Source organism: Amycolatopsis australiensis (assembly GCF_900119165.1).
GTDB lineage: Bacteria > Actinomycetota > Actinomycetes > Mycobacteriales > Pseudonocardiaceae > Amycolatopsis > Amycolatopsis australiensis.
Genome location: NZ_FPJG01000006.1, coordinates 3,738,339 through 3,764,644, shown reverse-complemented (window position 1 = coordinate 3,764,644; position 26,306 = coordinate 3,738,339). Strand labels below are relative to the sequence as shown.

Annotated in this window: 30 protein-coding genes and 2 pseudogenes; 12 read left to right on the top strand and 20 right to left on the bottom strand. The window is 68.6% G+C overall.

Annotated elements, in window-relative coordinates; all coding sequences use genetic code 11:
• Positions 1-3 precede the first annotated feature (3 nt).
• From BT341_RS19295 to arsL, 8 genes are read right to left on the bottom strand one after another with little or no spacing between them, the layout of a single operon-like run.
• Positions 4-846, bottom strand: coding sequence for a helix-turn-helix domain-containing GNAT family N-acetyltransferase (locus BT341_RS19295; RefSeq protein WP_072477631.1), 843 nt, complete (start codon positions 844-846; stop codon positions 4-6).
• A 48-nt stretch (positions 847-894) separates the two neighbouring features.
• Positions 895-2,109 carry an ATP-grasp domain-containing protein gene (locus BT341_RS19290; RefSeq protein ID WP_072477630.1) on the bottom strand — a complete coding sequence of 405 codons (1,215 nt, stop codon included), beginning with the start codon at positions 2,107-2,109 and terminating at the stop codon, positions 895-897.
• A complete protein-coding gene (locus tag BT341_RS19285) occupies positions 2,106-2,456 on the bottom strand; it encodes an ArsR/SmtB family transcription factor (RefSeq protein ID WP_072477629.1) in 351 nt (116 codons plus the stop codon). Before BT341_RS19285 ends, BT341_RS19290 begins: the two co-directional genes overlap by 4 nt.
• A 9-nt stretch (positions 2,457-2,465) precedes the next feature.
• The gene (locus tag BT341_RS19280) at positions 2,466-3,500 is read right to left on the bottom strand and encodes an inorganic phosphate transporter (RefSeq protein ID WP_084742923.1); all 1,035 of its coding nucleotides are present in this window, start codon (positions 3,498-3,500) and stop codon (positions 2,466-2,468) included.
• 36 nt (positions 3,501-3,536) lie between these two features.
• Positions 3,537-4,292, bottom strand: a complete 756-nt coding sequence (locus BT341_RS19275) for a methyltransferase domain-containing protein (protein ID WP_072477627.1) — start codon at positions 4,290-4,292, stop codon at positions 3,537-3,539.
• 15 nt (positions 4,293-4,307) lie between these two features.
• Positions 4,308-5,420 carry a GTP-binding protein gene (locus BT341_RS19270; RefSeq protein ID WP_218177747.1) on the bottom strand — a complete coding sequence of 371 codons (1,113 nt, stop codon included), beginning with the start codon at positions 5,418-5,420 and terminating at the stop codon, positions 4,308-4,310.
• 21 nt (positions 5,421-5,441) lie between these two features.
• On the bottom strand, positions 5,442-6,701 hold the full coding sequence (locus tag BT341_RS19265; RefSeq protein WP_072477625.1) for a GNAT family N-acetyltransferase: 1,260 nt from the start codon (positions 6,699-6,701) through the stop codon (positions 5,442-5,444).
• Positions 6,702-6,727: 26 nt separating this feature from the next.
• The gene (arsL, locus tag BT341_RS43600) at positions 6,728-7,981 is read right to left on the bottom strand and encodes an arsinothricin biosynthesis radical SAM protein ArsL (RefSeq protein ID WP_177328855.1); all 1,254 of its coding nucleotides are present in this window, start codon (positions 7,979-7,981) and stop codon (positions 6,728-6,730) included.
• A gap of 332 nt (positions 7,982-8,313) precedes the next feature.
• Between arsL and BT341_RS19255 the strand changes: the two genes are divergently transcribed.
• Together BT341_RS19255 and BT341_RS19250 are read left to right on the top strand one after the other, a co-directional pair.
• On the top strand, positions 8,314-9,366 hold the full coding sequence (locus BT341_RS19255; protein ID WP_072477624.1) for a permease: 1,053 nt from the start codon (positions 8,314-8,316) through the stop codon (positions 9,364-9,366).
• A gap of 70 nt (positions 9,367-9,436) precedes the next feature.
• Positions 9,437-9,874, top strand: coding sequence for an arsenate reductase ArsC (locus tag BT341_RS19250; protein ID WP_072477623.1), 438 nt, complete (start codon positions 9,437-9,439; stop codon positions 9,872-9,874).
• Here the strand turns inward: BT341_RS19250 and BT341_RS47655 are convergent.
• The 5 genes from BT341_RS47655 to BT341_RS19225 all read right to left on the bottom strand — a co-directional run bounded on the left by BT341_RS47655 (position 9,805) and on the right by BT341_RS19225 (position 11,980).
• Entirely contained in the window at positions 9,805-10,122 is a 318-nt protein-coding gene (locus tag BT341_RS47655) for a hypothetical protein (RefSeq protein ID WP_072477622.1), read from the bottom strand. The genes BT341_RS19250 and BT341_RS47655 overlap by 70 nt on opposite strands.
• A complete protein-coding gene (locus BT341_RS47650) occupies positions 10,119-10,361 on the bottom strand; it encodes a hypothetical protein (protein ID WP_072477621.1) in 243 nt (80 codons plus the stop codon). Before BT341_RS47650 ends, BT341_RS47655 begins: the two co-directional genes overlap by 4 nt.
• Before the next feature lie 149 nt (positions 10,362-10,510).
• Positions 10,511-10,921, bottom strand: coding sequence for an arsenate reductase ArsC (locus BT341_RS19235; protein WP_072477620.1), 411 nt, complete (start codon positions 10,919-10,921; stop codon positions 10,511-10,513).
• A gap of 33 nt (positions 10,922-10,954) precedes the next feature.
• Positions 10,955-11,509, bottom strand: a complete 555-nt coding sequence (locus BT341_RS19230; RefSeq protein WP_425426391.1) for a bile acid:sodium symporter family protein — start codon at positions 11,507-11,509, stop codon at positions 10,955-10,957.
• Between the two features lie 108 nt (positions 11,510-11,617).
• Positions 11,618-11,980, bottom strand: a complete 363-nt coding sequence (locus tag BT341_RS19225; protein ID WP_072477619.1) for an ArsR/SmtB family transcription factor — start codon at positions 11,978-11,980, stop codon at positions 11,618-11,620.
• An 83-nt stretch (positions 11,981-12,063) separates the two neighbouring features.
• Between BT341_RS19225 and BT341_RS19220 the strand changes: the two genes are divergently transcribed.
• Positions 12,064-12,534, top strand: coding sequence for an ArsI/CadI family heavy metal resistance metalloenzyme (locus tag BT341_RS19220; protein ID WP_072477618.1), 471 nt, complete (start codon positions 12,064-12,066; stop codon positions 12,532-12,534).
• Between the two features lie 379 nt (positions 12,535-12,913).
• On the opposite strand, the pseudogene BT341_RS19210 reads toward BT341_RS19220, so the two are convergent.
• A pseudogene (locus BT341_RS19210) lies at positions 12,914-13,201 on the bottom strand (ArsR/SmtB family transcription factor); the annotation flags it as partial.
• 452 nt (positions 13,202-13,653) lie between these two features.
• Between BT341_RS19210 and BT341_RS45410 the strand changes: the two are divergent.
• The 7 genes from BT341_RS45410 to BT341_RS19180 all read left to right on the top strand — a co-directional run bounded on the left by BT341_RS45410 (position 13,654) and on the right by BT341_RS19180 (position 19,712).
• The gene (locus tag BT341_RS45410; protein ID WP_072477617.1) at positions 13,654-15,057 is read left to right on the top strand and encodes a hypothetical protein; all 1,404 of its coding nucleotides are present in this window, start codon (positions 13,654-13,656) and stop codon (positions 15,055-15,057) included.
• 26 nt (positions 15,058-15,083) lie between these two features.
• Positions 15,084-15,806, top strand: a complete 723-nt coding sequence (locus BT341_RS45405) for a trypsin-like serine peptidase (protein WP_072477616.1) — start codon at positions 15,084-15,086, stop codon at positions 15,804-15,806.
• A gap of 148 nt (positions 15,807-15,954) precedes the next feature.
• On the top strand, positions 15,955-16,695 hold the full coding sequence (locus tag BT341_RS19195) for a VIT1/CCC1 transporter family protein (RefSeq protein ID WP_072477615.1): 741 nt from the start codon (positions 15,955-15,957) through the stop codon (positions 16,693-16,695).
• Between the two features lie 18 nt (positions 16,696-16,713).
• Positions 16,714-16,857: a hypothetical protein gene (locus tag BT341_RS45400; RefSeq protein ID WP_177328710.1), complete on the top strand. Its 144-nt coding sequence runs from the start codon at positions 16,714-16,716 to the stop codon at positions 16,855-16,857.
• Positions 16,854-17,126, top strand: a complete 273-nt coding sequence (locus tag BT341_RS19190) for a hypothetical protein (protein ID WP_245805025.1) — start codon at positions 16,854-16,856, stop codon at positions 17,124-17,126. Before BT341_RS45400 ends, BT341_RS19190 begins: the two co-directional genes overlap by 4 nt.
• Positions 17,127-17,325: 199 nt before the next feature.
• Positions 17,326-18,060: a GAF and ANTAR domain-containing protein gene (locus BT341_RS19185; protein ID WP_072477614.1), complete on the top strand. Its 735-nt coding sequence runs from the start codon at positions 17,326-17,328 to the stop codon at positions 18,058-18,060.
• 782 nt (positions 18,061-18,842) lie between these two features.
• Entirely contained in the window at positions 18,843-19,712 is an 870-nt protein-coding gene (locus BT341_RS19180) for a hypothetical protein (RefSeq protein ID WP_072477613.1), read from the top strand.
• Between the two features lie 79 nt (positions 19,713-19,791).
• On the opposite strand, the gene BT341_RS19175 is transcribed toward BT341_RS19180, so the two are convergent.
• On the bottom strand, positions 19,792-19,992 hold the full coding sequence (locus tag BT341_RS19175; RefSeq protein ID WP_072477612.1) for a hypothetical protein: 201 nt from the start codon (positions 19,990-19,992) through the stop codon (positions 19,792-19,794).
• Positions 19,993-20,130: 138 nt separating this feature from the next.
• Between BT341_RS19175 and BT341_RS19170 the strand changes: the two genes are divergently transcribed.
• A complete protein-coding gene (locus BT341_RS19170; RefSeq protein ID WP_072477611.1) occupies positions 20,131-20,310 on the top strand; it encodes a hypothetical protein in 180 nt (59 codons plus the stop codon).
• Positions 20,311-20,334: 24 nt separating this feature from the next.
• Entirely contained in the window at positions 20,335-20,691 is a 357-nt protein-coding gene (locus BT341_RS19165) for a VOC family protein (RefSeq protein ID WP_072477610.1), read from the top strand.
• Positions 20,692-20,694: 3 nt separating this feature from the next.
• Here BT341_RS19165 and BT341_RS46530 read toward each other — a convergent pair whose 3' ends face one another.
• The 5 genes and pseudogenes from BT341_RS46530 to BT341_RS19140 all read right to left on the bottom strand — a co-directional run bounded on the left by BT341_RS46530 (position 20,695) and on the right by BT341_RS19140 (position 26,282).
• Positions 20,695-21,159, bottom strand: a complete 465-nt coding sequence (locus tag BT341_RS46530) for an alpha/beta hydrolase (protein WP_245805402.1) — start codon at positions 21,157-21,159, stop codon at positions 20,695-20,697.
• A gap of 98 nt (positions 21,160-21,257) precedes the next feature.
• Positions 21,258-21,497: pseudogene (locus BT341_RS46525) on the bottom strand (alpha/beta fold hydrolase); the annotation flags it as partial.
• A 1,664-nt stretch (positions 21,498-23,161) separates the two neighbouring features.
• Positions 23,162-24,931: an AAA family ATPase gene (locus tag BT341_RS19150; RefSeq protein WP_072477607.1), complete on the bottom strand. Its 1,770-nt coding sequence runs from the start codon at positions 24,929-24,931 to the stop codon at positions 23,162-23,164.
• Positions 24,928-25,182, bottom strand: coding sequence for a hypothetical protein (locus BT341_RS19145; protein ID WP_072477606.1), 255 nt, complete (start codon positions 25,180-25,182; stop codon positions 24,928-24,930). Before BT341_RS19145 ends, BT341_RS19150 begins: the two co-directional genes overlap by 4 nt.
• Positions 25,173-26,282: a hypothetical protein gene (locus BT341_RS19140; RefSeq protein ID WP_072477605.1), complete on the bottom strand. Its 1,110-nt coding sequence runs from the start codon at positions 26,280-26,282 to the stop codon at positions 25,173-25,175. Before BT341_RS19140 ends, BT341_RS19145 begins: the two co-directional genes overlap by 10 nt.
• Positions 26,283-26,306 lie beyond the last annotated feature (24 nt).

Here is a 26,306-nt window from a genome sequence, read left to right as displayed (position 1 = left end):
AGGTCACAGCTGGGAGGCGCGGCGCCGTTCGAGCAGGACGGTGTCGCGCCACCGGCCGTTGTGCTCGCCGATGCGCTCGCGGATGCCGACAGTGCGGAACCCGGCGCCGTGGTGCAGGGCGACGCCGTTGCGGTTCTCGGGGAAGATCGAGGTCTGCAGCGTCCACAGGCCGCCTTCGTCGGCGACGGCGACGAGCCGGTGCATGAGGGCCTTGCCGACGCCGCGGCCGCGGAACTTCTCGCCCACGTACACCGACGTTTCGGCGACGCCGGCGTAGCAGTCGCGGGTGGACACCGCGGCCGCGGCGGCCCAGCCGGCGACCTGCCCGTCGACCTCGGCGACCCAGCGGTGCCCGCGCAACCACCTCGCCTCCAGCTCGGCGCGCGGCGGGACCTCGGTTTCGAAGGTCGCGTCGCCGGTGGCGATGCCTTCGCCGTAGATGCGCCGCACCGCCGGCCAGTCCTTGGCGCGCAGGGGCCGGACGGTGAGGTCCGGGGCGAGGTCGCCGGGCTCGGCGGGCTTGGGGGCGAGCAGGCCCATGACGACGTCGGCGGCGTGCGGGAGGCTCACGGCGCAGGAGGCGTTGACCGACACGAGAGTGGCGGTGCCGACCTTGCGCAGCCGCACGAAGCCGACGTCGGCGAGCTTGCGGACGTGGTGGGAGCAGTTGGACTGGCTGATCGCCATCTGCTCGGTGATCTCGCCGATGGTGACGGCCTTGCCCGCGGCCGCGACGGCGTGCAGGATCCGCACCCGCGTCGTGTCGGCGAGGCAGGCGAACCATTCGGCGTAGGTCGCGGCGTCCTCGACGGGCAGCAGCGCGGCGGCGGGCGCGGTCGTCGTCATGTCCCGATTGTGCCTCACCCAGGTGGGCGATCGACGGCCGTCGATGGTTCAGGCGGTGTGCAGCTCGACGAGCTCCCCGGCGTGGGCCAGGTCGGCGATGACCCGGTCGTGGTCGTCGCCGGCGGTGATGACGTGCCCGTAGCGGGCGAGGTAGGCGCGCGGCGGGAGCGCGAGCTCGGTGCCGGGCCCGGCGGTGCCGAGGGCCTCGTGGACGGTGGGGCCGAACCGCTCGGGGTGCACGGTGGTGGCGGCGACCTCGCAGTCGCGGGCCGGGTAGAGGAAGCGGATCACGGCGGTCCGGCGCAGCGTGCGACGCGGGGCCGGCGGGCGGCCGACGGCGACCTGGCCGGCCGCGACGACCGGGTCGGCGCCGCCGGCGAGGATGCCGAGCCGCGGGATGAAGTCGCCGCCCAGGCGAGCGTTGATCTCGACCAGGCGCGGGCCGCGCGGGGTCAGCTTGAACTCGGTGTGGGTGGCGCCGTGGGTGAAGCCGATGCCCTTGTGGACCCGGTCGAGCTGGTCGAGCAGGGCGGCGTCGTCGAACAGCGGGTCGTCCGCGGCGACGACGTGGCCGGTCTCCTCGAAGAACGGCTCGAAGCCGGTCTGCTTGCGGGCGATGACGAGCGGGTGGCAGACGCCGTGGCCGACGACGGCGTCGACGCTGATCTCCGGCCCGGTGAGCAGCTCCTCGACCAGCACGTCGGCTTCGTAGCGCGGCACGCCGGGCCAGGACGCTCCGGCGGCGGCGGTGAACGCCTCGGCGACCTGCCCGGCGGTGCCGGCGCGCAGGACGCCGAGGCTGCCGGCCAGGCCACGGGCCTTGACCACCACCGGGTAGCCGATGTCCTCGGCCGCGGCGACGGCGTCCTCGGCGGAAGCGACGGGCCGGGACGCGGGCTGCGGCACCCCGGCGTCGGCGAGCACGGCGCGGGTCGCGGCCTTGTCCCGGCAAGCCCGGACGGCCTCCGGCGGGCTCCCCGGGAGCCCGGCGTCCCGCGCGAAGGCGGCGACCGCGGTGACCAGGGATTCGTCGTAGGTCAGCACGCCGTCCGGCTGGAAGCCGAGCTTGTCCGCGGCTTCGGCGAGGGCCGAGGGGTCGCGGGTGTCGACGACGGTGACGCCATCGACGTGGGCGGTCTGCCAGGTCGGCTCGACCGAGTCGAGCAGCCACAACCGGAAGTGCGGCCGCAGCGCGGCCAGGATGTATTCGCGGTAGCGGCGGTCCCCGCTGCCGACCAGCAACAGCGCCGGGTGCTCGGTCACGACGTCCTTTCCAGGGGAACCTGGCCGTCGCCGTCACGCGTGGCCAGCAGGCCGAGGACGACGTTGGCGGCGGTGGGCAGGCCGACTTCGCAGCTGTGGTTGATCGCGTAGAGGATGCTGGTCCCGGCTCGGCGGCGGGTGACGAACCGGACCTGGGACAGGATCTTCAGGTGGTGGGAGACCGTGGGCTGGGCGATGCCGAGATGCTCCACGATCGCGCCGACGGGAACCGGATCGCGTTGCTGGGCCAGGAAGTGCACGATCATGACCCGGTTCGCGTCCGACAGCGCGTGGAACCAGCGGGCGTAGGACTCGGCGGTCTCCCGCTCCAGCTTGTGCTCGCTCACTCCGCCAGGCTAGCGAGCCAAGATGAACACCAGGGCCGCGACGACCCCGGCGACGGGCGGGGTGACCAGCCAGGCGATCAGGAAGTTCCGGACCGTCCCGCCGGAAATCCGGCTGAGGTTCGGGCCGGCGGATCCCGCGATCGCACCGGTGGACACGTGCGTGGTCGACATCGGCAGGCCGGCACCCGCGCCGACGCCGACGAGGGCGGCGGTGGTGAGGTTGGCGAGGAAGCCTTCGCGGTGGTTCATCTTGACCACGCCTTCGCCGAGCTTCTCCGCGACCCGCATCCCGCCCAGCAGCGATCCGGCGGCCATGGCGGCGGTCACCAGTACCATGATGTGCCACGGCTTCATCCCGGCCGGGACCAGGGCGAACGCGCCGATGGCGACGATCTTCGGGGTGTCGTTGAGGCCGCGGGCGAAGCCGGTGGCGCCGCTGGTGAACCAGTGGGCCCCGGTGATGAACCGGGACGAGGTCTTCTCCGGCGCCGGCGCGGTCTTCACGGCCACGTCGCCGCCGTCGGAGGCGGGGGTGACCGGCGGGGTGCTCGCGGACCGGCGCTTGTTCGTGGCACCGGTGGCCACGGTGAGGACGAGCGTGACGGCGTAGGCGACGACGATGCTGACCAGCAGCGGCGTGACGAGCTTGCTGCCGACGGCGCTCCAGGAGACACCGCCGGTGCTCATCAGCAGGCCGGCGCCGACCATGCCGCCGATGAGGGCATGGGTCGTGGAGACGGGCAGCCGCAGCACGGTCGCCAGGCCGACCCAGAACGCGGCGCCGGCGAGCACGGCGACGGCGAACGCGTCGGTCGTGGCGCCGGTGATGATGCCCTTGGAGAACAGGGCCGTCATCTTCGACGCCAGCCCGAGCGAGCAGACGCAGCCGGCCAGCGTCGTGATCGTGCCCCAGAGGATCGCCGACCGGTACTTGGTGACCCCGGCCCCGGCCAGGGTGGCGACGCCCTTGGGGACGTCGTTGCTGCCGTTGACCGCCGCCAGCGCGGCGACCAGGACGAACACGACTATGGCGGTGAAAGACATCCAGGTACTCCCCTCAGTGGTCGGAAACCTCGGTGGTCAGCAGCAGCCGCTGCCGGGCCCGCACTCGCCGGTGCCCGGCTTGCGGGCGCGGATGATGGCGGAGTGCATGCCGTCCGCGGCGTCCTGGGTGAACACGACCTCGGCGTCGATCAGCCCGGCCTCGGCCAGCAGCGAGAGGTATTCGGCCTGGGACAGGGCGCCGGCGATGCACTGGCTGACGCCGCCGCGCTCGGCCCGGTCGGCGGGCGTGAGGTGGTCCTCGGCGACGACGTCGGTGATCCCGAGCCGGCCGCCGGGCGCGAGCACGCGCGCCATTTCGGCGAACACCGCCGGCTTGTCCACCGACAGGTTGATCACGCAGTTGGAGATGATGACGTCGACAGTGGCGGCGGGGAGCGGGATCTGCTCGATGGTGCCTTTGAGCAGGACGACGTTGTCGATCTCGGCGTCCTCGATGTTCTGCCGGGCGACGGCGAGCATCTCCTCGAGGAAGTCCAGGCCGAAGACCTGCCCGTCCGGGCCGACGCGGCGCGCGGACAGGATGAGGTCCAGCCCGGCGCCGGAGCCGAGGTCCAGGACGGTTTCGCCCTCGCGCAGCTCGGCCACGGCGGTGGGATTGCCGCAGCCGAGGCTGGCCAGCAGCGCGGCGTCGGAGGCTTCACCGGGGCCGATGTCGCTGTAGGCACCGGGCCCGAATCGCGTCGGGTCCGGAGCGCAGCAGCTCTTCGCCTCCGCGGCCTCGGCGGCTTTTCCGCGGTAGTAGTCCTGGATCTCGGTCGTGGTGTCGGTCATGGTCGTCTTTCGGGGTCAGGCGCCGGTGGCGGCGAGCCGGTGGACCGGGGTGGGGTAGCCGGGTTTGAACGACACCGGCGCGGTGGCCGCGGAACGGGCTCCGGTGGCGGCGTTCGCCGTGGCCACGGCGTCGCGGACGGCGGCGTCGAGTTCGGCGGGCTCGCAGGCGACGCGGGCGTTGACGATCACCCGAGCTGAGGTCGCCTGTTTCTCGGATGCCCGGTCGACCGTCGGTTCCGCGCCGGCGGCCGTGAGGCTGAGCTTGGCGAAGTCGCCGTCGCCGGCCTCGACGGTCAGCTTGGCGTGACCGACGACGGCACCGGCGCAGTTCGCCCAGGCGCCGAGTGCGGCGAGCATCTGCCTGCCCCATGCCGTGAGGTCGAGCGGCGCCTCCGAGGTCAGCTGCACGTCCTGGTTCATCCAGGCCAGCTGAGCTTCGGCGGCGGCGTAGCGGTCGTAGTCGACCTGCAGGTCGACCGCCTGGTTGCCGGACGGCCCGTCCCACGCCTCGACCAGCTCGTCGACGCGGTCGCCCGACTTGGCGCTGTAGCCGACGACCGCCGCGTTCGGGTAGTCGGCGGCCAGCCGTGTCATCAGCTCGGTGGCGCGGTCCGGCGCGATCGTGTCGAGCTTGTTCACGGCGATGACGTCGGCCTCGGTCAGCTGCTGCCGGAACAGGTACGACAGGTCCGACTCCGGCTCACCGCGCTGGGCGGCGCGGTCGAAAGCCAAGTACCGCAAGGGGTCGATGACTGTCGTGAGCGGACTGACGACCATGCTGTCGCCGTAGTGGGCGCGCAGCGGCCGGACGACGGTGGCCTGCAGGTCGGTGCACGAGCCGACGGCCTCGGCGATCACCGTGTCGACCGGCCTGTCGCCGGCGCCGTCGACGAGCGCGCGGATGGTGTCGACGAGGTCCTCGAAGCGGCAGCAGAAGCAGCCGCCGGTGACTTCGGCGACGGAGTCGAGCTGGCTGCGCACCAACGCGGTGTCGACGAGCTCGACGCCCTGGTCGTTGGTGATCACCGCGACGCGGCGGCCCCGCGCTTGCAGCGCCTGCGCGGTGGCGATCATCGTGGTGGTCTTGCCGGCCCCGAGGAACCCGGTCAGCGGCACGAAGGTGATCACGAGCATGTCCTCCCAGTGGTGTCAGCCGTCCGAGCAGCAGGCGCCGGACCCTCCGGAGACGATCGGCAGCGGGGTGCGGGTGGCAGCCGGGGCGTCCCCGAACGCGACGCGGCGGCTGGCACCGAAGGCGTCCATCCACTTCGCCACCTGCGGGCGCAGCTGCGGATCGGACACCACCATCGCGGTGGTGACCGGCCGCGGGGTGCAGCCGCGCAGCACCTTCGCCTGGTGCGCGCCCGCGCCGAACTCGACGGTGCGCAGGCCCTCGGCGTAGGCGTCGCGGACCGGGGCGTCGAGGACGAGGGCGAAGTAGATGCCGCTGCGCTCGCCGATGGCGGCGTAGTCGAAGCCCGCCCACTTCGGGAACAGCCGGTGGTGCTTGCGGATCACGACGCAGGTCGCGACCAGTGCGCCGTCCTTCGTGCCGAGGTAGGCCCGCACGTCCGCGCGGGCGTCCAGCAGGGCGGTCAGCACGTCGATGATGTGCGCGGGTTCTTCGCCGGCGCCGTTCTTCTCCCGGTTGAGGCAGGTCAATTCGGCGATCCGGGTGACGTAGGGGCGGATGGCTTCGCCGTCGACGCGCTCGACGCGCACCCCGGCCGCCTCGGCGCGGCGGACGTCGCTCTTGATCCGCTGGCGCTTCTTCAGCGGCAATGCGGCCAGGTGCCCGTCCCAGGAGCCGGCGTCGAGGCGCAGGTAGTCCTCGTAGCCCCAGAAGGTGCTGTGCCCACCGGCCTGTTCCAGCGCGGTGACGAGCGCGTCGTTGCCGCTGCGGCCGGAGATCCACGGCGCGACGATGCACTTGATGCCCTGCTCGAACGCCGCCGGAACCAGCTCGGACACCAGCTGCGCCATCAGGCTGGGCGTCCAGAAGTTGTAGGCCACTTCGGTGCGGTAGCCCAGCGGGGAGCCGAGCAGCAGCGCGGGGAAGAACGGCTCGGTGCCGAGGGCGTCGACTTCGCCGCTGATGCACGCGTCGGTCTGCGCACCGCAGCAGACTTCCTCGCCCGTCGGGGCCTGCCAGCCCAGGTAGGTGCGCGGCTCGTGGTCGACGACCGGCGGTGTGGTCATCACGTACCCGGGCAGCAACGCCAGCTCGCCGCGGGCACGGGTCGCGACCGTGTGCCACGGCTGCAGGTCGGTGAGCGCCTTCTCGCTTGCGCCCAGCCAGGTCGGGCCGAGATAGGGGAAGACGTCGGTGAGGTCGGCCAGTTCTCCTTCCCAGTCCAGATCCGGCAGTCCCTGCCCGGTTTTCACCACGACGCGCGGCGCTCCACCCATTGCTCGCTGTCCCTCCCGATCGGTCTTCAGCACTTCACGCAGCAGCGCACCTTGCCGACGTCCTCGGCGTCCGCGCGGCGCTCGGTCCACAGCTCCTCGACGCGGCGGTCCGGATGGGTCCACTCGACCCACAGCCCGCGGTCGACGGTGGCGATGTCCTCCATCCACGGCGAGGACAGCAGCGGCGAGCCCTTGAACAGCAGCAGCCTTGTCTGCAGGGCGGTGGGGTCGGTGACCTTCGCCAGCCCGGTGTCGACGAGGAAGTCTTCGAAGGTGAGCAGCTCGTCGTACTCCACCCACGGCGTGAACGGGATGAACGTCGGGTACAGCACGAACCCGAGGCGTTCGGCTTCGGCGATCGCGGCGCGCATGTGGTCGACGTCGATGTGCTTGTCGAAGATCCGCAGGATCCGGTTCGAGGGGAACTCCAGCGCCGAGGTCACCTTCACCAGCCCGAGCGACACGAGTTCGGTGAGTTCCTTCCGGTAGCTGAGGATGTGGTCGACGCGGGTGGTGAACTCGAAGGTGATCGGGCCGATCTCGTCGACCAGGCGGCGGACGACGCCGGCGCCGATGGTGCGGGAGTTGAAGAATTCGGCGTCGATGAAGCAGAAGTGCCGGACGCCTTCCTCGGCCAGCTGCAGGCAGTCGGCCAGGACGGTGTCGGCGTTGTAGGCGGCGACTCCGCCGTCATAGGCGCCGTACACCGAGCAGTACGTGCACTTGTGGTGGCAGCCACGGGTGACCTCGACGTTGCCCATCAACCCGTACGGTGAGTGGTGGGCCGGGTAGTGCACCAAGGACGGGAACAGGTCACGAGCCGGGGCCGGAACGGTGATGCGCCGGTGCGGCGGTTTCGGCCGCATCCCCCGCGCGGTCATCGATGCCGGCACGGCGGCGACCTCGCGCTCGCCTCGCGCCACCTCGGCCAGTTCGGCCGCGACGAGCTCCGGTTCTTCCATCACGATCGCGTCGGCCGTTTCGAGGAACCGGCGGTGGTTCATCTGGGCGTACTGCCCGAAGGCGACCAGCTTGGCTCCACCGAAGGATTCCCGCAGCCGGGCGGCGAGGTTCAGGCCACGCTCGACACCCTCGAACTGCTGCACCGACAGCAGGATCAGGTCGAACTCGCCGTCCGGTACGGCGTCCGGGTTCTTGTGGGCGTCCCAGCCCGCGACGTCGGCGCCCTGCGCCCGCATCGCGGCACCGGCGCACGCGGAGGTCAGCGGCTGCAGCTCGGCTTCGAAGGCGGATGCGACCAGTACACGCGCAGCGGGCATGCTTCCCCCACAACTGAATCGGACAAAAGGATTGGCTCCCCCAGCGGAACCGGCCCGGCGGAGGGCCTCGTCTCGTACGCGAGCATCACGATGGCATGCTTCAGCGATACATGTCAATGGATCGATAAACGCAGGTAGATTACGGTTTTCAGCTCCAGAATCATCCTTTCGGACGTTGTGATCACCCCCTCGGCGGGCTCCCTGGAGCGTGGTTCGCCGCGGCAGACGAGGTATGGACCGAGCCCCGTTCATCGACTAGCATCGATGAAGGCTGGGGGAAGCTGCGCGTCCTCGGCACCGCGAGACCGGTCCCCGATGTCAAGGATGGTGGCATGGACAAGATCCTCGAGGTCCTGCGCTTGGCCTGGGAGAACTTGGTCGACCTGAGCATCTTCTTCTTCATCGCCCTGGCCATCGCCGCGACCGTCGACCTGCTCTACCTCGACATCGTCGCCCGCCGCTCGTTCCGCAAGCACGGGTTGCTGGGCGTCCTGTTCACCACGTGCCTCGGCGCGTTCAGCCCGTTCTGCTCTTTCACCGTCATTCCGCTGATCCGCAAGCTGCTGCGCGGCGGCGTGCCGCTGTCCGCGGTGATGTCCTTCTGGATCGCCTCCCCTGCCATGGACCCGCCGATCTTCGCGTTGACCGCGAAGGAGATCGGCGTGCCGCTGGCGACCGCCCGCCTGCTGGGCGCGCTCGTGCTGGCGATCGGGGCCGGCGTCATCATCCTGCTGGTGGAGAAGCGCGGCGGGTTCAAGGACGTCCTGCGCCCGGAGAAGAAACCGGCGGTCGACGAGCGTGAACGGCAGGCGGCGCCCGCCCAGGTGGCGGTGGCCGCCGGCGGCGGCGGCTCGACCGTGCTCACCGAGGCGCCCGCGTCGACCGGCTCCTGCGCCGGCGGCGGCTGCGGCCCCGATGAGGACGACGACGGAGCACCGTGGTGGCCGCAGGCCAAGGCCAGCTTGAAGTCGAAGCGGAACTGGCGCATCACGGGCCGGAACTTCCTGCGCGACACCGTGTCCCTGGGCAAGTGGCTCGTCTTCGCGTGCGTCTTCGAGGGCGTCATCCGGGTCTATGTGCCCAACGGGATCATCACGAGCATCCTCGGCGGCGACAAGGGCTGGCTGGCCATCCCGCTCGCCGCGGTCATCAGCATCCCGCTCTACCTCAACGGCGTCGGCGCGATCCCGATCGTCGGCGGCCTGCTCGCGAAGGGCATGGCCCAGGGCGCGGCGGTGACGTTCCTGCTCGCCGGGTCCGTGACGACCATCCCGGCGATGGTCGCGGTCCGCAGCGTGGTCAACAACAAGGTGTTCGCGCTGTACCTGGCGTTCGGCATGCTCGGCAGCATCCTGCTCGGCTTCCTCGCCCAGCTGCTCCTGTGACTCGTGCCGGGCGGGCCGCCCCTCCCCCAGCGGACCGCCCGGCACATCCCCCGCTCGGAAGGGACTTCTCGTGTCCGTACCCAAAGTTCTGTTCGTTTGCGTCCACAACGCCGGCCGCTCCCAGATGGCTGCGGCGTTCCTGCGCCACCACGGCGGCGACCGGGTCATCGCCCGCTCGGCGGGCTCCGCGCCGGCCGACACCGTCAACCCCGCCGTCGTCGAAGTCATGGCCGAACGCGGCATCGACCTCTCGGGCGAGCAGCCGAAGAAGCTCACCACCGAAAGCGTCGAACGGTCCGACGTCGTCATCACGATGGGCTGCGGCGACGCGTGCCCGGTGGTACCCGGGACGCGCTACCTGGACTGGAAGCTGGACGACCCCGCCGGGCGCCCGGCCGGGGAGATCCGCCCGATCCGGGACGAGATCGAGCGCCGGGTTCAGGAGCTGCTGTCCGAGCTGACCGGGGCCGCGGCGACGGTGAGCGCGGCCGGCGCCGCACCGGCGTAGGGCGCGACCGCCGACATGGTGACCAGCGGCGTGGACAGCAGGCCGCTGAGCCGTCCGTACCCGGCGGTGCCCCACCGATCCGCGACGGCGGTCGCCTGCGGCAGCGTGAACAGGCCGCGGGCCATTCCCGCCAGGACCGAGGCGCAGACCAGAGCCACCGCCGACGTCAGCGCGCCCAGCAAGGTGGTGGTCGCCGCGAGCCGGACGATCACGACGGCGGTGCGCGTCCGTACGCCGGTGCGGTTCACCAGCGTCGCGAACCCCAGCCGCCTGGCGGCCTGACCGGCGCGAACCAGGCCACGAGCACGAGGTAGCTGGTCCACCAGCTCAGGTGCTCGGTCAGGGGGGCGAACACCGTGCCGGCGAACCCGGCGACCAGCGTCAACGTCGTCAGGGCTCGCCCGCGGCGGCACCCGTACCAGCGGGTGAGCACGGCGGACGCCGGCGGATACGCCCACGACGGATCCGAGGACGGGGTCGTCCGCACGGCGTCGACCAGCTGGCAGCCCTTCTGTATGCCCTTGTCGACCTGCGCGGTGACCGGGAGCGCACCGACCCGATCACGCTCAGCTGCGTCGGCCTTCGCGCTGGATTCCCGCCAGCTGATCCCACACCTCCCGGGTCAACCCAGCACGCTCAGGCCTCCGCAGCCAAGAGCTCGGTGAGCAGTTCCCGCACTCTGCGGTCGATCTCGTCCCGGATCGGCCGGACGTCCTCGACGCCTTTGCCCGCGGGGTCGTCGAGCTGCCAGTCCAGGTACCGCTTGCCGGGGAAGACCGGGCAGGCGTCGCCGCAGCCCATCGTGATCACGACGTCGGCGGCCTCGACCGCGTCGGTCGTCAGCTTCTTCGGGACCTCGCGGGAGAGGTCGAGCCCGATCTCGGCCATCGCCTCGCGCACGGCCGGGTTGATGCTGCCGGCGGGCGCGGAGCCGGCCGAGCGGACGTCGACCGCGCCGTCGGCGTGGTGGGCGAGCAGCGCGGCGGCCATCTGGGAGCGGCCGGCGTTGTGCACGCAGACGAAGAGGACTTCAGGCTTGCCGGTCACGGGTGTTCTCCAGGTGCGGGTCATCAAGTGTTCTCAGCGAAGCGGCGCCGCAGCGCGAGAGAGACGTACACGAGCGCGACGAGCCCGGGGGCTTCGACCAGCGGGCCGACGACCCCGGCGAGCGCCTGGCCGCTGGCGGCGCCGAAGGTGGCGATGGGCGAGTTCGAAGTTGTTGCCCACGGCGGTGAACGCCGGCGTGGCGGTCCGCTCGTAGTTCAGTTCCGGGGCTTTGCCGAGTGCGCAGGAGCCGGCCCCCATCAGTCCGAAGTAGACCGTCAGCGGGATCGCGATGCGCGCGACGTCCAGCGGGCGGCTGGTGATCTGGTCGCCCCGCAAGGCGAAGAGGACCAGCGGGATGCCGAAGAAGATCAGCACGTTCTTGGCGATCTGCCATTCGAACACGGTGAAGCCGGCCTGCGGGAGGCCGAGCCAGCCCGGCAGGACCGCGAGGTAGACCCAGCTCAGCAGCCCGAACGCGATCACCTGGAACATCGAGTTCAGCGCCACCAGCACGGCCGCTGCTTCCCGGTTGCCGCGCCCCAGCGCGATCGGCAGCGAGATGCCGTCGGCCTGGACCGCGGACAGCACGGTGTCCAGGCCGGGCGCCCGGCCAGCAGCCCGGCGACCATCGCGGCCGCGATCCAGACCGGCAGGAACTTGTCCAGCCGGACAGTCGCGGCGGCGCCACGATCGTCGTCACGCGGTGACCGCTTCGCCCGTGGTCGTGAGCACCGCCGACAGCCGCGCCAGCACCTCGGGGTGCACGCGGTAGTAGATCCAGGTGCCGCGCCGGTCGCCGGTGATCAGCCCGGACTCGCGCAGCACCTTCAGGTGGTGGGAGATGGTCGGGCCGGTCAGGTCGAAGGCGTCGGTCAGGTCGCAGACGCACGCCTCGCCGCCGGCGTGGGACGCGATCAGCGAGAGCAACCGCAGCCGGACCGGGTCGGCCATCGCCTTGAACAGGTGCGACAGCTCGGCTGCCTGGTCCTGCGTCAGCGGCTCCCTCGCCAACGGCGCGCAGCAGGCGTCCATCGCGACGAGCGGCAGTTGCTTCGACATACCTCTATATTGACAGATTCGCATATAGACGGCCATCTAGACTCGTCTACTTAGACAGACGTCTATTCAAGGAGGTAGCGGACATGTCACGGGTACAGCTGGCGCTGCGGGTCGGAGACCTGGCCGGATCGATCGACTTCTACTCGAAGCTGTTCGGCACCGAGCCGGCGAAGCTCCGGCCGGGGTACGCGAACTTCGCGATCGAAGAGCCCGCGCTGAAGCTGGTGCTGCTGGAGGGCGAGCCGGGCCAGGAGACGGTGATGGACCACCTCGGCGTCGAGGTCGAGTCGACCGACCAGGTCAACGCGGCGACGAAGCGGCTGACCGGCGAAGGGCTCGAGACGCTCACCGAGGACGACACCACGTGCTGCTACGCGGTGCAGGACAAAGTGTGGGTCCACGGTCCAGGCAAGGAGCCGTGGGAGGTCTACACAGTGAAGGCCGACTCGACGACCTTCGGAACCGAGAGCGCGGCGCCGGTCACCCCGGCGACGTGCTGCACACCCGACGCCGAAACCGGCGCGACGGCCAAGCCGGAGGGCTGCTGCGGCTGAAGGATCGAGAGCCGGTGCGCAATCGAGGGGCGCACCGGCCCCGGTCAGGTGCCGACGCGCGATCGATCGTGACGACGTCGCGCCAGACGCCGTGATGCCGGCCGAGGCGATCAGCGCGGCCAAAGCCTGCCCGCGACGCGCGGAGAGCAGGACGTCCAGCCCCCCCGCCGGAGCGAGGTCGAGCGCGGTCTCACCGGGCTTCAGCTCGGCGACGACCAGGGGATTGCCGCAGCCGAGGCTGGTCGCGGTGACCTCGTCCGGGACGTCCGCGCCGGCGTAGTGGACGGCACCGAGCCGGTCGGTGTCCCCGTCGCCGGAAAGCTTCCGGGTCCCCTCGCCGGCCAGTGCCCGCCGGGCGGCGGTGGCGTAGCGGTCGGGTTCATCGGGCCTCCTTGTCGACGGTCTCGGCGAACGACCGGACCCCACGCCCCATGACGACGTCCGTGGCGCTCGGGAAGCAGGAGACGCACTCTTCGTTCACGCGGTGAAGCCGGGCGGTCCCCCGCGGCTCCACCAGCACGAACCCGGTGTCGGCGAGGACCTTGAGGTGTGCGGAGACAGTCGGCTGCCCCACCGTGACCTGCTCGACGACCTCCCCCACCGTCGTCGGGCCACCGGCCTCGGCGAGCAGGGTGCGGATCTGCACCCGCGTCGGGTCCGCAAGCGTCCGGAACCACCCGGCGAAGGTCTTGGCAGTCTCCCGATCCGAAGGCCGCGGAACCGAGGCTCGGGCACCGCCCGGCGCAGCTGTTCATCGGATCTCCCTCCGGCACCGGATCGGCACCGTGATCGCGCCCTGTTCCGGCGGCGAAATCGGTAGCGCGCGCCGCCGAACCAGCGGAACCACCGCCGGCGCGAAACCGTGCGGGTCACCCGTTCAGCCGCCGTTCTTGGCGGACCGGCAATTCCGGATCGGTCCGCTTGGCCGCATGATCCTGCCGGACCGGGGGAATTACCGCGATTTCGGAAAAAGGTGGTGACCCGCGGTGAAGGAAGGTCATCAGTTCGTGGACTGATGGGCCACAAGGGTTCTGCGTAACGTGGCGGAGGCGTGCGAAACCGGCGGCCGTCGAATCTCGTGCGCAGCGACCACCATTGTTTCCCATTTCTGGAGTTCCCATGGCTGGCAGGCTCAACCGTCCCGCCGCGGCGGATGGCGTCGTCGCGTACCAGGACAAGGACAAGCAGGACATGTTCCACTACTTCCCGCTGCGGATCGACTCGGTCCTCGGGGAGACGCTGCAGAACTTCAAGGTCGACTACTACGGCATCAACGCGAAGCCGTACTGGGTCGACATGGGCGGCGGCAACTACCAGAGCTGCGTCGGCGGCAACCTGTCCGGCACCGCCGTGCCCGAGATCACCACCACCCAGCGGGCCAACATCAGCAAGGTCATCGGCGACGTCTACGGCGTCAAGAAGCCGAACCTGGTGCCGCTCGTGCTCACCGGCACGACGGTGCAGCCGATCTTCGCCAAGCACATCGTCGACATGGGTACCGGCGGCTCGGCCACCTTCCCCAGCGAAGTCACGCTGGGCGCGAGCACCGGCTACCAGATCGGCAGCGGCAACAGCCTGTTCGCCGAGCTGGTCGGCAACGAACAGGACCAGTCGGCGCCGAGACCGGACTTCGCGATCAACATCTCCGGCGAGACGGAGCTGTACGCGGACCCATGGGTGGCCGAGATCCACGCCGACCTGCGGCGGGTCTGGGAGTACACCCGCACGAAGGTCGACGTCGGGCTGAACATCGGCTGGTTCAACCTCGGCACCAGCATCGACAAGATCACCCAGGAGCTGATCACGAACAACGTCGTGACGATCCGGTACGTCCAGGGCGGCGGCGGCAACGAGTTCGGCTGGCAGATGCTCAACACCACCAAGACGCTGTTCGAGGCGATCAACAAGCAGGTCACGGCCGGGGAGGGGCTGTTCAAGTTCGAACCGAACCCGACCCCGCAGGAGCCGGCGAAAGACGACAAGTGGGCGTCGAAGCTGCTGCCGTTCACCACCTCGGTCAACGTCGGTTACGTCAGCAACTTCTTCAAGCAGGAAATCACCTTCGACCAGACGGTGACCTTCGAAGGCATGATGCCGGTCCGGTTGAACAGCTCGATGGCGCTGGCGGTGCCGTGCGCCGCGACGACCGAAAGCCACTTCTACGACCTGCAGCTGATGCAGCAGGGCTGCGTCACCCGCGAGAAGCACGACGGCCTGCAAAACCGGATCAACACCGAAAAGGAGGCCAAGCGGCAGCGGCTGCTCGTCTACATGGCGAAGGTCGAGTCCGGGGAATGGACGCCGCAGCAGTACTCCGCCATGGTCGCGGTGCTGAACACCATCACCCTCACCGAATACCCGTCGGTGGGCGGCATCCGCGCCGACGGCAGCCCGGAGATCGTCGCCGCGGCACCGGAAGAAGTCGAGCGGGTGCTGGCGCGCATCGAAGAAGCGGTGACCGGCGGGCTGGTGCCCACGCAGCGCGCGAGCCGCTCGGCCGCCCCGCGCCGGGTCAAGGTCTGACCACGCAACCCTCGGGAGGAAACACCATGACCACCACATTGCCCGTGTTCCACCAGCCGGTCCGCGGCCACGCCCAGGTGGGAATGCCGTTCCCGCCGGACGGCCGCGAGCGGGTGCAGCAGACGACCCAGCCGCCGTGGTCGGGCCTCGGCCTGCTGTCGGCGACGATGCCCGACGGCGAGGTGCTCGAAGCGACGGCGTTCGCCATCGCACCCCAGTACGTCGTGACGGCGGCCCACGCCGTGTATGACCACGACTACGGCGGCCGAGCCGTCGGCGTGACGTTCGCGGCGGCGCGGGACGCCGGCCGCACCCCGTTCGGCGTGGTCAAGGCGACCACGTGGACCTACCCGGGCCAGTACCCGTCGGGCGGCCGGCCGTACGACTACTGCCTGGTGCGGCTCGCGGCCCCGCTGCCGTCACAGGTCACCTCGTACCGGCTGACCGCGGCGCCGGACCGCGACCTCGAAGCCGGCACGTGGCAGGTCGCCGGCTACCCTGACGACAAGTCCCCGGAGAACTCGTTGTGGTACGACAGCGGCAAGCTGCTCAGCCCGCCGGGCACCCGGATCCTGCGCTACCGCATCTCCACCTCCGGCGGCCAGAGCGGGGCACCGGTGTCGCCGTACCTGGACGAGCGTTCGCCCGCCGCCGTGGGCGTGCACGCCGGGGTCGCGGCCGACAAGAAGTCCAACGAAGCCGTCCGGCTGACACGTGAGGTGATCGAAGAGATCGAGTCCTGGAAGTGAGTCACCGGGCCGTCCGGTCAGCCGGGCGGCCCTTTCCGGACACTCCACATGGGACGGACTCCGCGATCCCGCCGTCCCAGCACCCGTTCAGCGGAGTACCGGTGATCGGCGCGCGAAACGCAGCGCTCTCAGCCAGAATCACGGGGTGATGACCGAACGTGACCCGGCTCAGCGCTCACCGAGGCCGGCGCCCGGTTCCGGCTGGGCACACCGCCACCGCGACGTGTCCGGTGGCTGGCTGCGTCCCACCGTCTTCGGGGCCGTCGACGGGCTGGTCACCAACGCCTCCCTGATCGCCGGGGTCGGCGGCGGCGGAGTCGCGCCGCACACGATCCTGCTGACCGGCCTGGCCGGGCTGGTCGCCGGCGCGTTCTCCATGGGTGCCGGCGAGTACGTCTCGGTCACCAACCAGAACGAGCTCGTGCACGCCGAAGTCGCCCTCGAGGCCGACATGCACGCCCGGTTCCCGCAGCAGGAACACGACGAACTCGTCGACCGGTTCGTCTCCTACGGTGCCGACCGGCAGACGGCCTCGACCATGGCCGAGGCCGTCGCACGCGACCCGGAACAGGCACTGCGCCTGCACACCCGCGAAGAACTCGGCGTCGATCCCCAGGACCTGCCATCCGGCGTGCTGGCCGGCGGAGCGTCGTTCATCGCGTTCTCGATCGGCGCCCTGCTGCCGCTGCTGCCCTACCTGTTCGGCGGCCACACCCTCATCGCGCCGCTCGTCATCACCGCGATCGCCCTGCTGGCCGGCGGGATGACGGTCGGCAAGCTCACCGGCCGTCCGCTCCTGCGCTCGGGACTGCGCCAGCTGCTCCTCGGCGGGCTGGCCGTCGCCGTCACCTTCGGCATCGGCCGGCTCATCGGCACCCCACCGGCCTGACAGGACTCCTGGGCCGGCGTGCCCGCCCGGCCGGTGCCGACGACGTGCGGCATCGACCCGGCCTTCCTCAGCGGCCTGCCCGACGACCTCCAAGCCACCACCGTCGACGCCGTCGTCCACTTCTGGTCGCACTGCTGGTGCGACCACGCCGGCCGCTCGTGATCATCACCGCCGGGCTCGCGGCCGGGCTGGGACCGGCGGCCTGGAACGCCATTCTCGATACCGTCCACGCGCCCGGTTTCTTCACCGACGCGCCCATCCCGGTGTTTCCCGTGAGCTGGCAGGACACCGGCAGTGGAGTGTTCGCACTGGCAACCGCCGCGCTGCTGCTCGCCGTCGGACCTCTGGCCCGCGAACCCGGAAGGCGGGTCGCCCTCACCGCGCTACTGGCCGCACTCTCGGCCCTGATCGTGGACGTCTACCTCTATTGACGTCACCGGTTGACCACCGCGCCGGGCAGCGCTGTGACCGCGGAGCACCAGCCAGCCCCGATCCGCGGCCGGCGCCGCGAAGGTCCGGACTGGGCGCACAAGAACAACCCGAACGGCTGCGCGGCTTGCCTGAGTTCCCCGGCCTCGCCCGTCCTGCTAGGTAACGTTCACCGCATACGTCGAGGCCGGAGGACTTCAGATGCACGAGAGATTGCTGCACGAGACCGACGTCGCGCAGCGGGTCGACGAGGTCACCAGCGCCCTGGAACAGCTGACCGGCACCCTCGAGCAGGACGAAGAGCTGGCGGTGGTGTTGGAGCGGCTGTGCCGGCAAGTGGTGCGCGCGGTGCCGGACACCGGCATGGCCAGCATCACGCTGCTGCGCGACGACGTCCCGTACACCGTGACCGCCACCGGAGACGGCGCTCTCCGCATCGACCAGGCCCAGTACGACGCCGGAGAAGGCCCTTGCCTGGAAGCCTCCCGCACTGGCCACATCCAACGGGTGAAGGTGAGCGAGGCCGCCCAGCGGTGGCCGGACTTCGCCGCGGCCGCCGGCGAGGCCGCCGTTGCCAGCTACCTCTCCGCGCCGCTGTTCATCGACCGTCAGTACCAGGGCTCACTGAACCTCTACGGAACCGGCGACGAGGGATTCAGCACCCTCGACGAGGCCCTGCTGGAGCTTTACACCACCGCCGCCGAAGCCGCCCTCCGCAGCGCGCGCCGCTACCGGCGCGCTCAGGTCACCGTCGGCCAACTACAGGCCGCGCTCGTCTCCCGCGCGGTGATCGACCAGGCCAAAGGCATCCTGATGGCCCTGCACCGCATCACCGCCGACGAAGCGTTCGGCCTGCTGATCACCCAATCGCAGCAACGGAACGTGAAGTTGCACGACGTCGCAGAGCAGTTTGTCGCCGACGTCGTCAACGGCTGAACCCGGGCACCGAGCGGCTCGTGGGTGCGCCACGCCGCGCGCGGCCGGGACCCGACGTCGAGAACGCGAAAAAGGCCCAGGTCGTTGACCTGGGCCTGCGCTCCCCCGCTTGGACTCGAACCAAGAACCCTCCGGGTTACTGGTTTGAGTCATTTCGAGTCGACGTCAGTCGATCTAGCTGGGACGTTTGCAATCGCTTATGCCCTCAGTCGACGCCAGTCGACCTCGTTCGACCTGCAATTTCGCCCTTAAATCGCCAGTCAGGCGCCGCGTTGGTCACGCACCTACACCGGCAACGACGTCTACGACGTGGACTGGGTGCAAATGCCCGGCTGCTGGCTTTTCGTGCAGGGCACTTGGTATCCCCCAGGTCAGTGGGCCCGCGTCTACGGCCTGTCGCCCGTGGTCTACCTGACCAACATCGACTGCTAACGCTGTCGGCGGGATAAATCGCCGCTTCCGGAGGGCTCTGCCCGACTGCCCAAGCCGGCCACAGCCCCTCCGGAAGCTGCCCCACTCGCTAAATCGATGCGTCACACCCTCTCAATCAGGCTCGCACCACCCCTTGCAAGCCCTACAGTGTCAGGCCATGCGCCGCCATGATCGACATCAACGCTCCAGGCGCACCTCCCTGCGCGTCCAGCCTGGCAACCTTCGACTGCGCCGCAAACTGCCGCCGCGCCGCGCATCACACCCGATGATCAAGCCGTGCAGCGGCGGACTATCTCCATCAGATGGGCCACTGTGACCGCGACCCTGCTCGCGCTGACTGCCGCGATCGGATGGGCTTCCTGGTGGCTGTACGAGGAAGGGCGGCCCGGCATGCCCGTGCCATCCCCGTTCGACGACGAAGCCGCACGTGGCCTGATCTTCATCTCCGCACCCTCTGGGGCCAGGGTTTCTGCCGCCCTGACTTCTCCGGCGACCGGCTTAGCGAGGCCGAGCTGGCCCTGTGGACCGACAACCCGACGGGCGACGCCCCGGTCCCGGTCAACCTCTACAACCGGGCGCTTATCACCCAGGACAGCGCCGAGTCGACCGGCTTTGACTTTTTCGAAACCGAACACGACCCAGCTTCGCCAGTCGACCGGCAGGTCGGGGTGGTCAACCTGGCCCCGCCCGCGAGCGACACCTACACCGGCTGCAAGACCGCCAGTTTCCAGGGAACCCGGGCAGGCCGCTCGGTGTGCCTGCACTTCCGCGAGAACCTTCTGGCCAAAGACCGAGCTAGGATCGCTGGCGCGCTGCCCACTCTGTTCTGGCCTCTGACCTGCCCGCGGCCAGCAGCCGCGAACGGGGTCATCGACCGCGGTGAAATCCTGGCGTTCAACCCCACCCTCGCCTACGTGAACAACACCTGCGCGGCCGCCGAGCCCGTCCCCGACATGCCTGGGATTCGCGTCCGCATCGACGCCCACCGGGAACCGGTCCGCATCGACTTCGCCTCACCACCACCCTCAGACCCGGGAAAAATGGAGTGGGAAGCCAAACCCAGCGACGGCGAAGCCATCGACGTCAGCTACGCCCTCATCACCGAGGAAGCAGTCAGGCAGAACTACCAGTTCCTGCCCGGGGTCCTCATCGGCCTCGCCGCAGCCGTCTTCCCGTTCGCCGTGCAGACAGCCGGCCGAATACGCCGCCGGAGCACATGACTCGTCCCACGCGTACGACTTGACCGCTTGACTCGTCGACGATCGCCTCACCGCGACTCGCAGCAGTGCTAGCGTCGCGTTATGGCCACCCCGCAGACAGCGGCGCCCGGGCGGTCAGCACGCCGATGTCGGCCACCAGCGTCGGCCAGCCGCCCGGGCCGAGGTCGCCCGGCTCGCCGGTGATCGACGCGCCGTGGCCGTGGTGGTCCTGCCCGTAGACCGCGAAACCGCGCTCGGCGAGTGCCACGAGTGCCGACGCGGCGAACCCGCGTACTGCCACGAGTTCATGGCGTACAACTTCGGCGGCGCCCGCCAGGACGGCCGCAGCACCCTGCACCGCGAGGGGACGCCACTGGGCTCGGAGTTCTTCCGTCAGTCGTCCTTCGCGCACTAAGCGGCCGGTTCTAGGCTGTCTCTCGTGGCGTATGTGCGCACGGTGAAGACGGCGTCGGGGGCCAGGGCGGTGCAGATCGTGCACTCCTCGCGTCGCGGGTCGTGGGACATCGAGCACATCGGCTCGGCGCATGAGATTTTCGCCGTTCACACGACAAAACCGCAGCTCAACAGCCAGCACCCTACCCAAGATCAGCGATCTTGAGCCAAAGTCAGGTAAGGTGACGGAATGGTCATGCGGGTGGCGATTCCCGTGCTGCCGTGCCGAGATGTGCAGGCAGCGCGGTCGTACTTCACGGACGTGCTCGGATTCGACACCATCTTCACCTGGGAGACCCCACCTAGCTACGCGGCCGTGATCCGCGACACCGCCGAGTTCCACCTGTACGCCGAAAGCAGCGTCGGCCCGGCCAGGGTGACGGTTGTCGTCGACGACGTCGATTCCTGCCACGACGAGCTGCGCGCCCGCGGCGCCGACATCGTCGAGCCACTGGCTGACCGGCCCTACGGGATGCGCGACTTCAACGTACGGACACCCGATGGGCACTTGTTGATCTTTAGCCAGCCGCTTACCGAGTCCGGGTGACCATCAGCGGACCAGCCGGAAGAATGACCGGACCTCGTCGACGAACAACGCCGGCTGCTCGAACGCCGCGAAGGGACCGCCCTTGCCAGGCTCGTTCCAGTACCGGATGTTCGGGAACCGGCGTTCCGCCCACCGCCGAGACGGGCGCTGCAGCTCCTTGGGGAAGACCGAACAGCCGGTGGGTACGGTCACCGGCGCGCCGGCCGGCCCGGAGATCCATTCGTTGACCTGCCGGAGGCTTTCCCAGTACAGCCGGGCGGATGAGGCACCGGTGCCGGGCAGCCAGTAGAGCATCAGGTTGTCGAGCAGCTCATCCCGGGTAATAACCCGATGCAGGTCGCCACCGGAGTCGGTCCACGACCAGAACTTCTCGACGATCCAGGCGCAGAGGGCGGCCGGCGAGTCGACCAGCCGTAGCCGACCGTCTGCGGCCGGGTCGACTGCTGCGCCGAGTATCCGGAGCCCCATTCGTCCGCCTCCCGCAGTGTCGCGAGCGCCGCCCGCTCGGCACCGGTGAGGTCGTCCAACGTGGCCGGATCGGGCGGTGCGAGCGGCGGCATGAGATGGATGCCGGCGACCCGATCGGGTTGCCGTTGACCGATGCTCGCGGCGATGCTGGTGCCCCAGTCGCTGCCCTGGGCGCCGAACCGCCGGTAGCCGAGCCGGGCCATCAGCTCGCACCACGCGTCGGATATCCGCTCGATCCCCCACCCCGGCGCGGCCGGCTTGTCGCTGAAGCCGTAACCGGGAAGCGATGGGCAGACCCCTAGAACCGGCCGCTTAGTGCGCAGATTTTCGCCGTTCACACGACGAAACCGCAGCTCAACAGCCAGGACCTACCCAAGATCAGCGATCGTGAGCCAAGTCAGGCCAGCGGCCCCGCCATCTGCTGCAATCGGCTTCGCTGGCGAACATCGCTGGCAGTCGTGCCGTACAGTGCAACGGCGTTTGCATAGATAGAGGCGGCCGACATCCTCCCAGGTGCCGTCACTACCCCGACCACCCAGGAAAGCGCGTCGTGCGACGACAGTTATGCGGGACTCCTTGGCCGCTTTCGGGGGTTCGCGGGTGGCTCGTTGGAGGTCTACGACATCCTCAGCCCGCGGTCGGTCTACCATCCCGCAGCCATGGCTACCTTTGCTCGGCGCTCTGGCCTCTCGAGATGTCGTTTATGCATAGAGCATCATGACCTAGGCTTTGACCGACGACCAGCCCATCCAGCCTGAACTCCTATCGGAAGTAGCGCTATCGATCCACCAAGGCCGACCCCAGCCAGGAAGAGCTTCCGCTGTGCTTCCGCCTCCAACGATATACTAGTGAAGTTCGCCTGGGCCTCAATTAGGACATCCGATACCCCTGCCAGCCAGCTCAGGCCGCCATTCTGCGTGATAACCGGCGATGGACTGGCGGAATCAATACGAGGATCCAAAATAAGGTACCTCAACTCGATCTCGATCATACCCCTTTCGCCAGAATCTGCGTCACATGGGCCGATCAACTCATCCCAATCCTCTTCGGACACTGCCGCAGTTTGAAGCATTTCGGCGTCTACCTGGTCGAGCCGATTGCAACTTATGGGACTATTGATCGCCGGCAGATGGGCCGACACCCGGAACCCCGAGCGCTGAACATAAGATCCAAACGTCTCCCCACTGATACCAGCGTTACCGTACCCAGACTCGTTCAACTGCTTCGGATCAACGGTAGACACAAATATTTGTCGCCGCGTAACAAATGGTAACCCAACATCTTTCTGTGGAATATATATGGGACGAGAGCCGGCAGTGAGGCCATCTGACCTAAGTCTGGCATCACCTGTGAATTCGATTCCAACCACAAACGGCGATTGCCGCTGAGTCCGAAACCGCGGAATCACGACGACGCCCGTACCACCGACCACACCTGGAGAAAATACGACATAGAGGTCAACTGACACGTTAGTCGGCGTATACACTTCGAGACCAATCCCAAGATGGTGACCAGCAGAGGCGATCACCGCAGGTCGACCATCCAGATACAAGATCCACGATGCGTACCCGAGAACAGCGGAAACGACCACTAGACACACGCCAAGAAAAATCAGACCAACTCTCGCCTGCGGCGCAGGATCCGAAGGTTTCCGAACAACATTGCGATGTATGCGCAGACATGCATGTCGAGCCCTCGCCGGAGTGCTAAGTCTGGTCTTACTTCGGGCACGGAGCGCCACGTAGCACGCCAACCCCCACATAGCTAGGATGACGGCTTTCCGATGTCGCGGGGTCACGCCGGGAACCGTTGGACCATGATACGAGGCACACCACAAAGACGTCATACGCAGCTGGAGTGTTACGCATGAGAGGTAACTGTTCGATCAGCGGTTGCGTACCAGGTCCAGTACCCCCTCGACGTGCCGATGACAGCGACTGCGTCAGCTACGTTTGAACCGGCACAGGATCATGGCGCGCAAGACTCGCCCTAGTAGGACGCCTCACGTTGCTGGACGTACGTCGATCAGGTGGATTCGCTCCTCGTCCCTCGCTCGCAGGTGGCGTGCGAGTTGTTCTTCGTAGGTGGTCACGACGACCTGCCTGAGCTGTCCCTCGCCACTCGTCGCACGCGACAGGATGTTGGCCACGCGGCGGCGGACGTCGGGGTCTAGGTGTTCGAGGGGTTCGTCGAACCAGCAGAAGTCCGCCTTGGTTGCCATCTGGGCGGCCAGCAGCCGGATGAGGATAGTGGCCCCCATGCTCTCGCCCGTACTGAACGAGCCGAACGGCAATGAGTGCCCCTGGATCGACCTCGTCATGTCACCGCTCGCGTCGGTGGCCACGTCGCCACGGCCGGGGAACAGCGTTTTCCATCGTTGGTTCACTTCGCCGGCTAGCGGAAGAACCGTCTCCGCAAGCAGATTGTTTAGTGTCGCCGTAGTGGTGTTCACGGCGACGGTCAGCACGGCTTCCCGCCGGAACAGCCGTCCGAGGTCTCGCATCGCTTGGTCGGCGCCTTCAGCCTCTGCCAGCTTTTCCTCGGCCCGGGCGTGCGCGGTGCGCGCCTTGACCACTATCTCGAAGGCCTCCGCAACCTTTGCCGCCAGGAGAGCGGACGCGACTTGCTCATCCTCATCCTCCGGGGGTGTCGGCCGCTCGCCGGGACGCGGCAGTTTTCGCCATGCCTCGCGGACCGCCACTAGGCGGTCGCGCTGGGCTCCGAGCGTGCCCGCCTTTGCTTCGAGCTCCTGGATCGAGGAGCGTACGAGCTCGATTTCCTGTTGGTTGGCTTGGTGCGCCGCCTCGATGGCCGCTTCATCGAGGGGCCGACGGCACACCGGGCAGTCGTCGTGTGCTGCACTGAGGCGCGCGTCGTTGCCGGTCAAAGTGGACAGACTGCTCTGGCTGACGCCGATCTCCACCCGAACTGTTTCGAGCTGCTGTGTCAGGTCACCCACGTGGTGTTCCACGGTGTCTTCGACGTCCTCCACCGGTACGTCGCGGCCGATCTCTCGCGATGCCGTGCGAGCCAGTTCCGCCGCTCCCTCGGCCCAAGCATCCCGGCTTTCCTGCCATCGATGCAGCGCGCTTTCGAAGCGTTCCCGTTCTTGCGCCCGAACGAGCCGGGCTTGGAGGATTTCGTGCTTGGTCACGGCGACCGATACCTTGCCCGCGGCGTCCTCAAGCGTTTCCCGCAGCTCTTCGAGCTGCTTCGCAGTTGCCGCGTTGCCGACCTTGATCCTTCTGATGCCTGCCTGGGTTTCCTTCAGGAGTACACCGAGCCTGTCGGCCGCTCCCTTCAGCCCGTCGATCCCGTAATAGCGGCCCAGGTGCTCGGCGAGACCGAGCGTGGTCGGTGCCGCCGGATCGCGGCCTAGGCCGGGCATAGTGAGACCGGCCAGGAAAGCGGGATCCGTGCGATAGGCGTCATTCAGTCGGCGGCCGAAATCTTCGTCGGTCAAGGTATGCCCATCGGACCGCACAGTGGGTCCGGGGATGCCACGGACCTTCGGGTCGATGCTTCGCTCGACTGAGAGAACTTTGCCGTCGGGGAGCTCCAGCTCCACCTCCGCGGTGGCTACCTCAGCGCCGACACGAACCGCCGCGTGGCCATTCCCCTCAATCTTCCCGAAAAGGGCCCAACGAACAGCTTCGACCAGGGAAGTCTTCCCTATGCCGTTGGAGGCAACGACAAAGGTCGTTCCGGGCTTGAATCCGATACTGGCATCTTCGTAGCTCCGCCAGTTCTTCAGAATCAGGTTCCTGATCATCGCGGGTCACCGAGATCTATTTCAGGCAGTGCCTCGTCGACCGGTTTCCCGTTGACGATCGCGTCGATGAACCTGGCGACCTGCTCCCCGAGGCCAGTGGGAAGCGTCTGCCAGCCGGCCTTTTTCGCGGGTTGACGGGCAAGACGTCCGTCTTGCGAGATCCGCCCGATCTCCGCCTCCGCGTACCTCAGCGCGATCTGGCGCACACTGCGCTGTGGTAGGTGCTCGGCGACGGGTTCCGTCACCTCCACGGAGAAGTCACTCCTTCGAGGTATTTGACGAGGATGTCGACGAGACCGTGGCCACTCATGGTTACCTTCGGGCCGACGGACGCTCCCCCGGGTAGTTCGATCGCCGGACGCAGGTGCGCTCGCGTGAAGAGTGACGTCTCCCAGTCCTCGGCCGGCACCGCCACCGCGACCGCGTCGGCGTCGCTTTCCCGGATGACCATCCTGTTGCAGGCCTCGACGACCTCGGCGTAGTCAGGGAGAAACGCATCGGCTGTCACGACAAGGATCGCGGTGTCCAAGCAGGTGACCTTCAGCGCGGCACTAAGTCGGGTCCCGCCGCTGAGGGTGATCACCTGCTCGTCGACGCCTCGGAACTGCACTCCGTCCACGCGCTCGCCGAGCCGAGTCTTGATGTCGGCGAGATGTTCGGGAGACTTGTCCTCGAGGGCCTGCCCGGTTGCGGACCCGGCCATGGCCCACGCACTGGGTGTGAGTTCGCCCAGGAGGTCACGAAGTGCTTGCCGATACTCGATCCGCTGGTCATCGTCATCGTCGATCGGTGGTCCCACCCGGATGCCACTGGGTCGCCGCCCCTCCTTGACGGCCGTAATCACTTCTTTCACCTCTCGTTGGATGTTGAGAACGCCGATCCGGTTGATGAAGGCGCCGAAGTCGAGGTGTGTGCGGAGAGCCACCATTGCCGCGAGTTCCGAAGCGAGTGGAGTCGCATCGGCTTCGATCACGACCGTTTCTTGATCGGCGAGCTCGATGTCGAGGAGCAGCGGAACGACGTCGGCTACACCGTCATCGAAGATCTGCCTGACCCAGACCAGCAGTGCCTCGTCTCGCCCGACCCGCCAGATTTCACCAGGTCGGGGATCACCTTGCCGCGGTGCCTGGAGGAGTTCACCCAAGCCCTCGGGCAGCGGCGCCGACGCCGCCAGGATGCGCTGAACGCTGTCGTCGTCCGGCGGTTGGAGCCTCAGATCGTGGCGGATTCGTGAGAGAAGGACGCGGCAGGCCAGGCACTCGTCGACGTGCGCGAGTGTAGGCCCCGCCTGGCCAGGCTCCGTGACGGCTGTCGCGAGCTCACTGGAGGTGGGATGGATGTTCGCGGTCATCACTGTTCACCCCGTTCATTGGAC

Coding starts and splice junctions, on each gene's coding strand:
- BT341_RS19295 (WP_072477631.1), bottom strand. CDS start 846: ATGACGACGACCGCGCCCGCCGCCGCGCTGCTGCCCGTCGAGGACGCC.
- BT341_RS19280 (WP_084742923.1), bottom strand. CDS start 3,500: ATGTCTTTCACCGCCATAGTCGTGTTCGTCCTGGTCGCCGCGCTGGCG.
- BT341_RS19275 (WP_072477627.1), bottom strand. CDS start 4,292: ATGACCGACACCACGACCGAGATCCAGGACTACTACCGCGGAAAAGCC.
- BT341_RS19265 (WP_072477625.1), bottom strand. CDS start 6,701: ATGGGTGGAGCGCCGCGCGTCGTGGTGAAAACCGGGCAGGGACTGCCG.
- arsL (WP_177328855.1), bottom strand. CDS start 7,981: ATGCCCGCTGCGCGTGTACTGGTCGCATCCGCCTTCGAAGCCGAGCTG.
- BT341_RS19255 (WP_072477624.1), top strand. CDS start 8,314: ATGGACAAGATCCTCGAGGTCCTGCGCTTGGCCTGGGAGAACTTGGTC.
- BT341_RS19225 (WP_072477619.1), bottom strand. CDS start 11,980: ATGTCGAAGCAACTGCCGCTCGTCGCGATGGACGCCTGCTGCGCGCCG.
- BT341_RS19220 (WP_072477618.1), top strand. CDS start 12,064: ATGTCACGGGTACAGCTGGCGCTGCGGGTCGGAGACCTGGCCGGATCG.
- BT341_RS45410 (WP_072477617.1), top strand. CDS start 13,654: ATGGCTGGCAGGCTCAACCGTCCCGCCGCGGCGGATGGCGTCGTCGCG.
- BT341_RS45405 (WP_072477616.1), top strand. CDS start 15,084: ATGACCACCACATTGCCCGTGTTCCACCAGCCGGTCCGCGGCCACGCC.
- BT341_RS19195 (WP_072477615.1), top strand. CDS start 15,955: ATGACCGAACGTGACCCGGCTCAGCGCTCACCGAGGCCGGCGCCCGGT.
- BT341_RS19185 (WP_072477614.1), top strand. CDS start 17,326: ATGCACGAGAGATTGCTGCACGAGACCGACGTCGCGCAGCGGGTCGAC.
- BT341_RS19180 (WP_072477613.1), top strand. CDS start 18,843: ATGGGCTTCCTGGTGGCTGTACGAGGAAGGGCGGCCCGGCATGCCCGT.
- BT341_RS19165 (WP_072477610.1), top strand. CDS start 20,335: ATGGTCATGCGGGTGGCGATTCCCGTGCTGCCGTGCCGAGATGTGCAG.
- BT341_RS46530 (WP_245805402.1), bottom strand. CDS start 21,159: ATGGGGCTCCGGATACTCGGCGCAGCAGTCGACCCGGCCGCAGACGGT.
- BT341_RS19150 (WP_072477607.1), bottom strand. CDS start 24,931: ATGATCAGGAACCTGATTCTGAAGAACTGGCGGAGCTACGAAGATGCC.
- BT341_RS19140 (WP_072477605.1), bottom strand. CDS start 26,282: ATGACCGCGAACATCCATCCCACCTCCAGTGAGCTCGCGACAGCCGTC.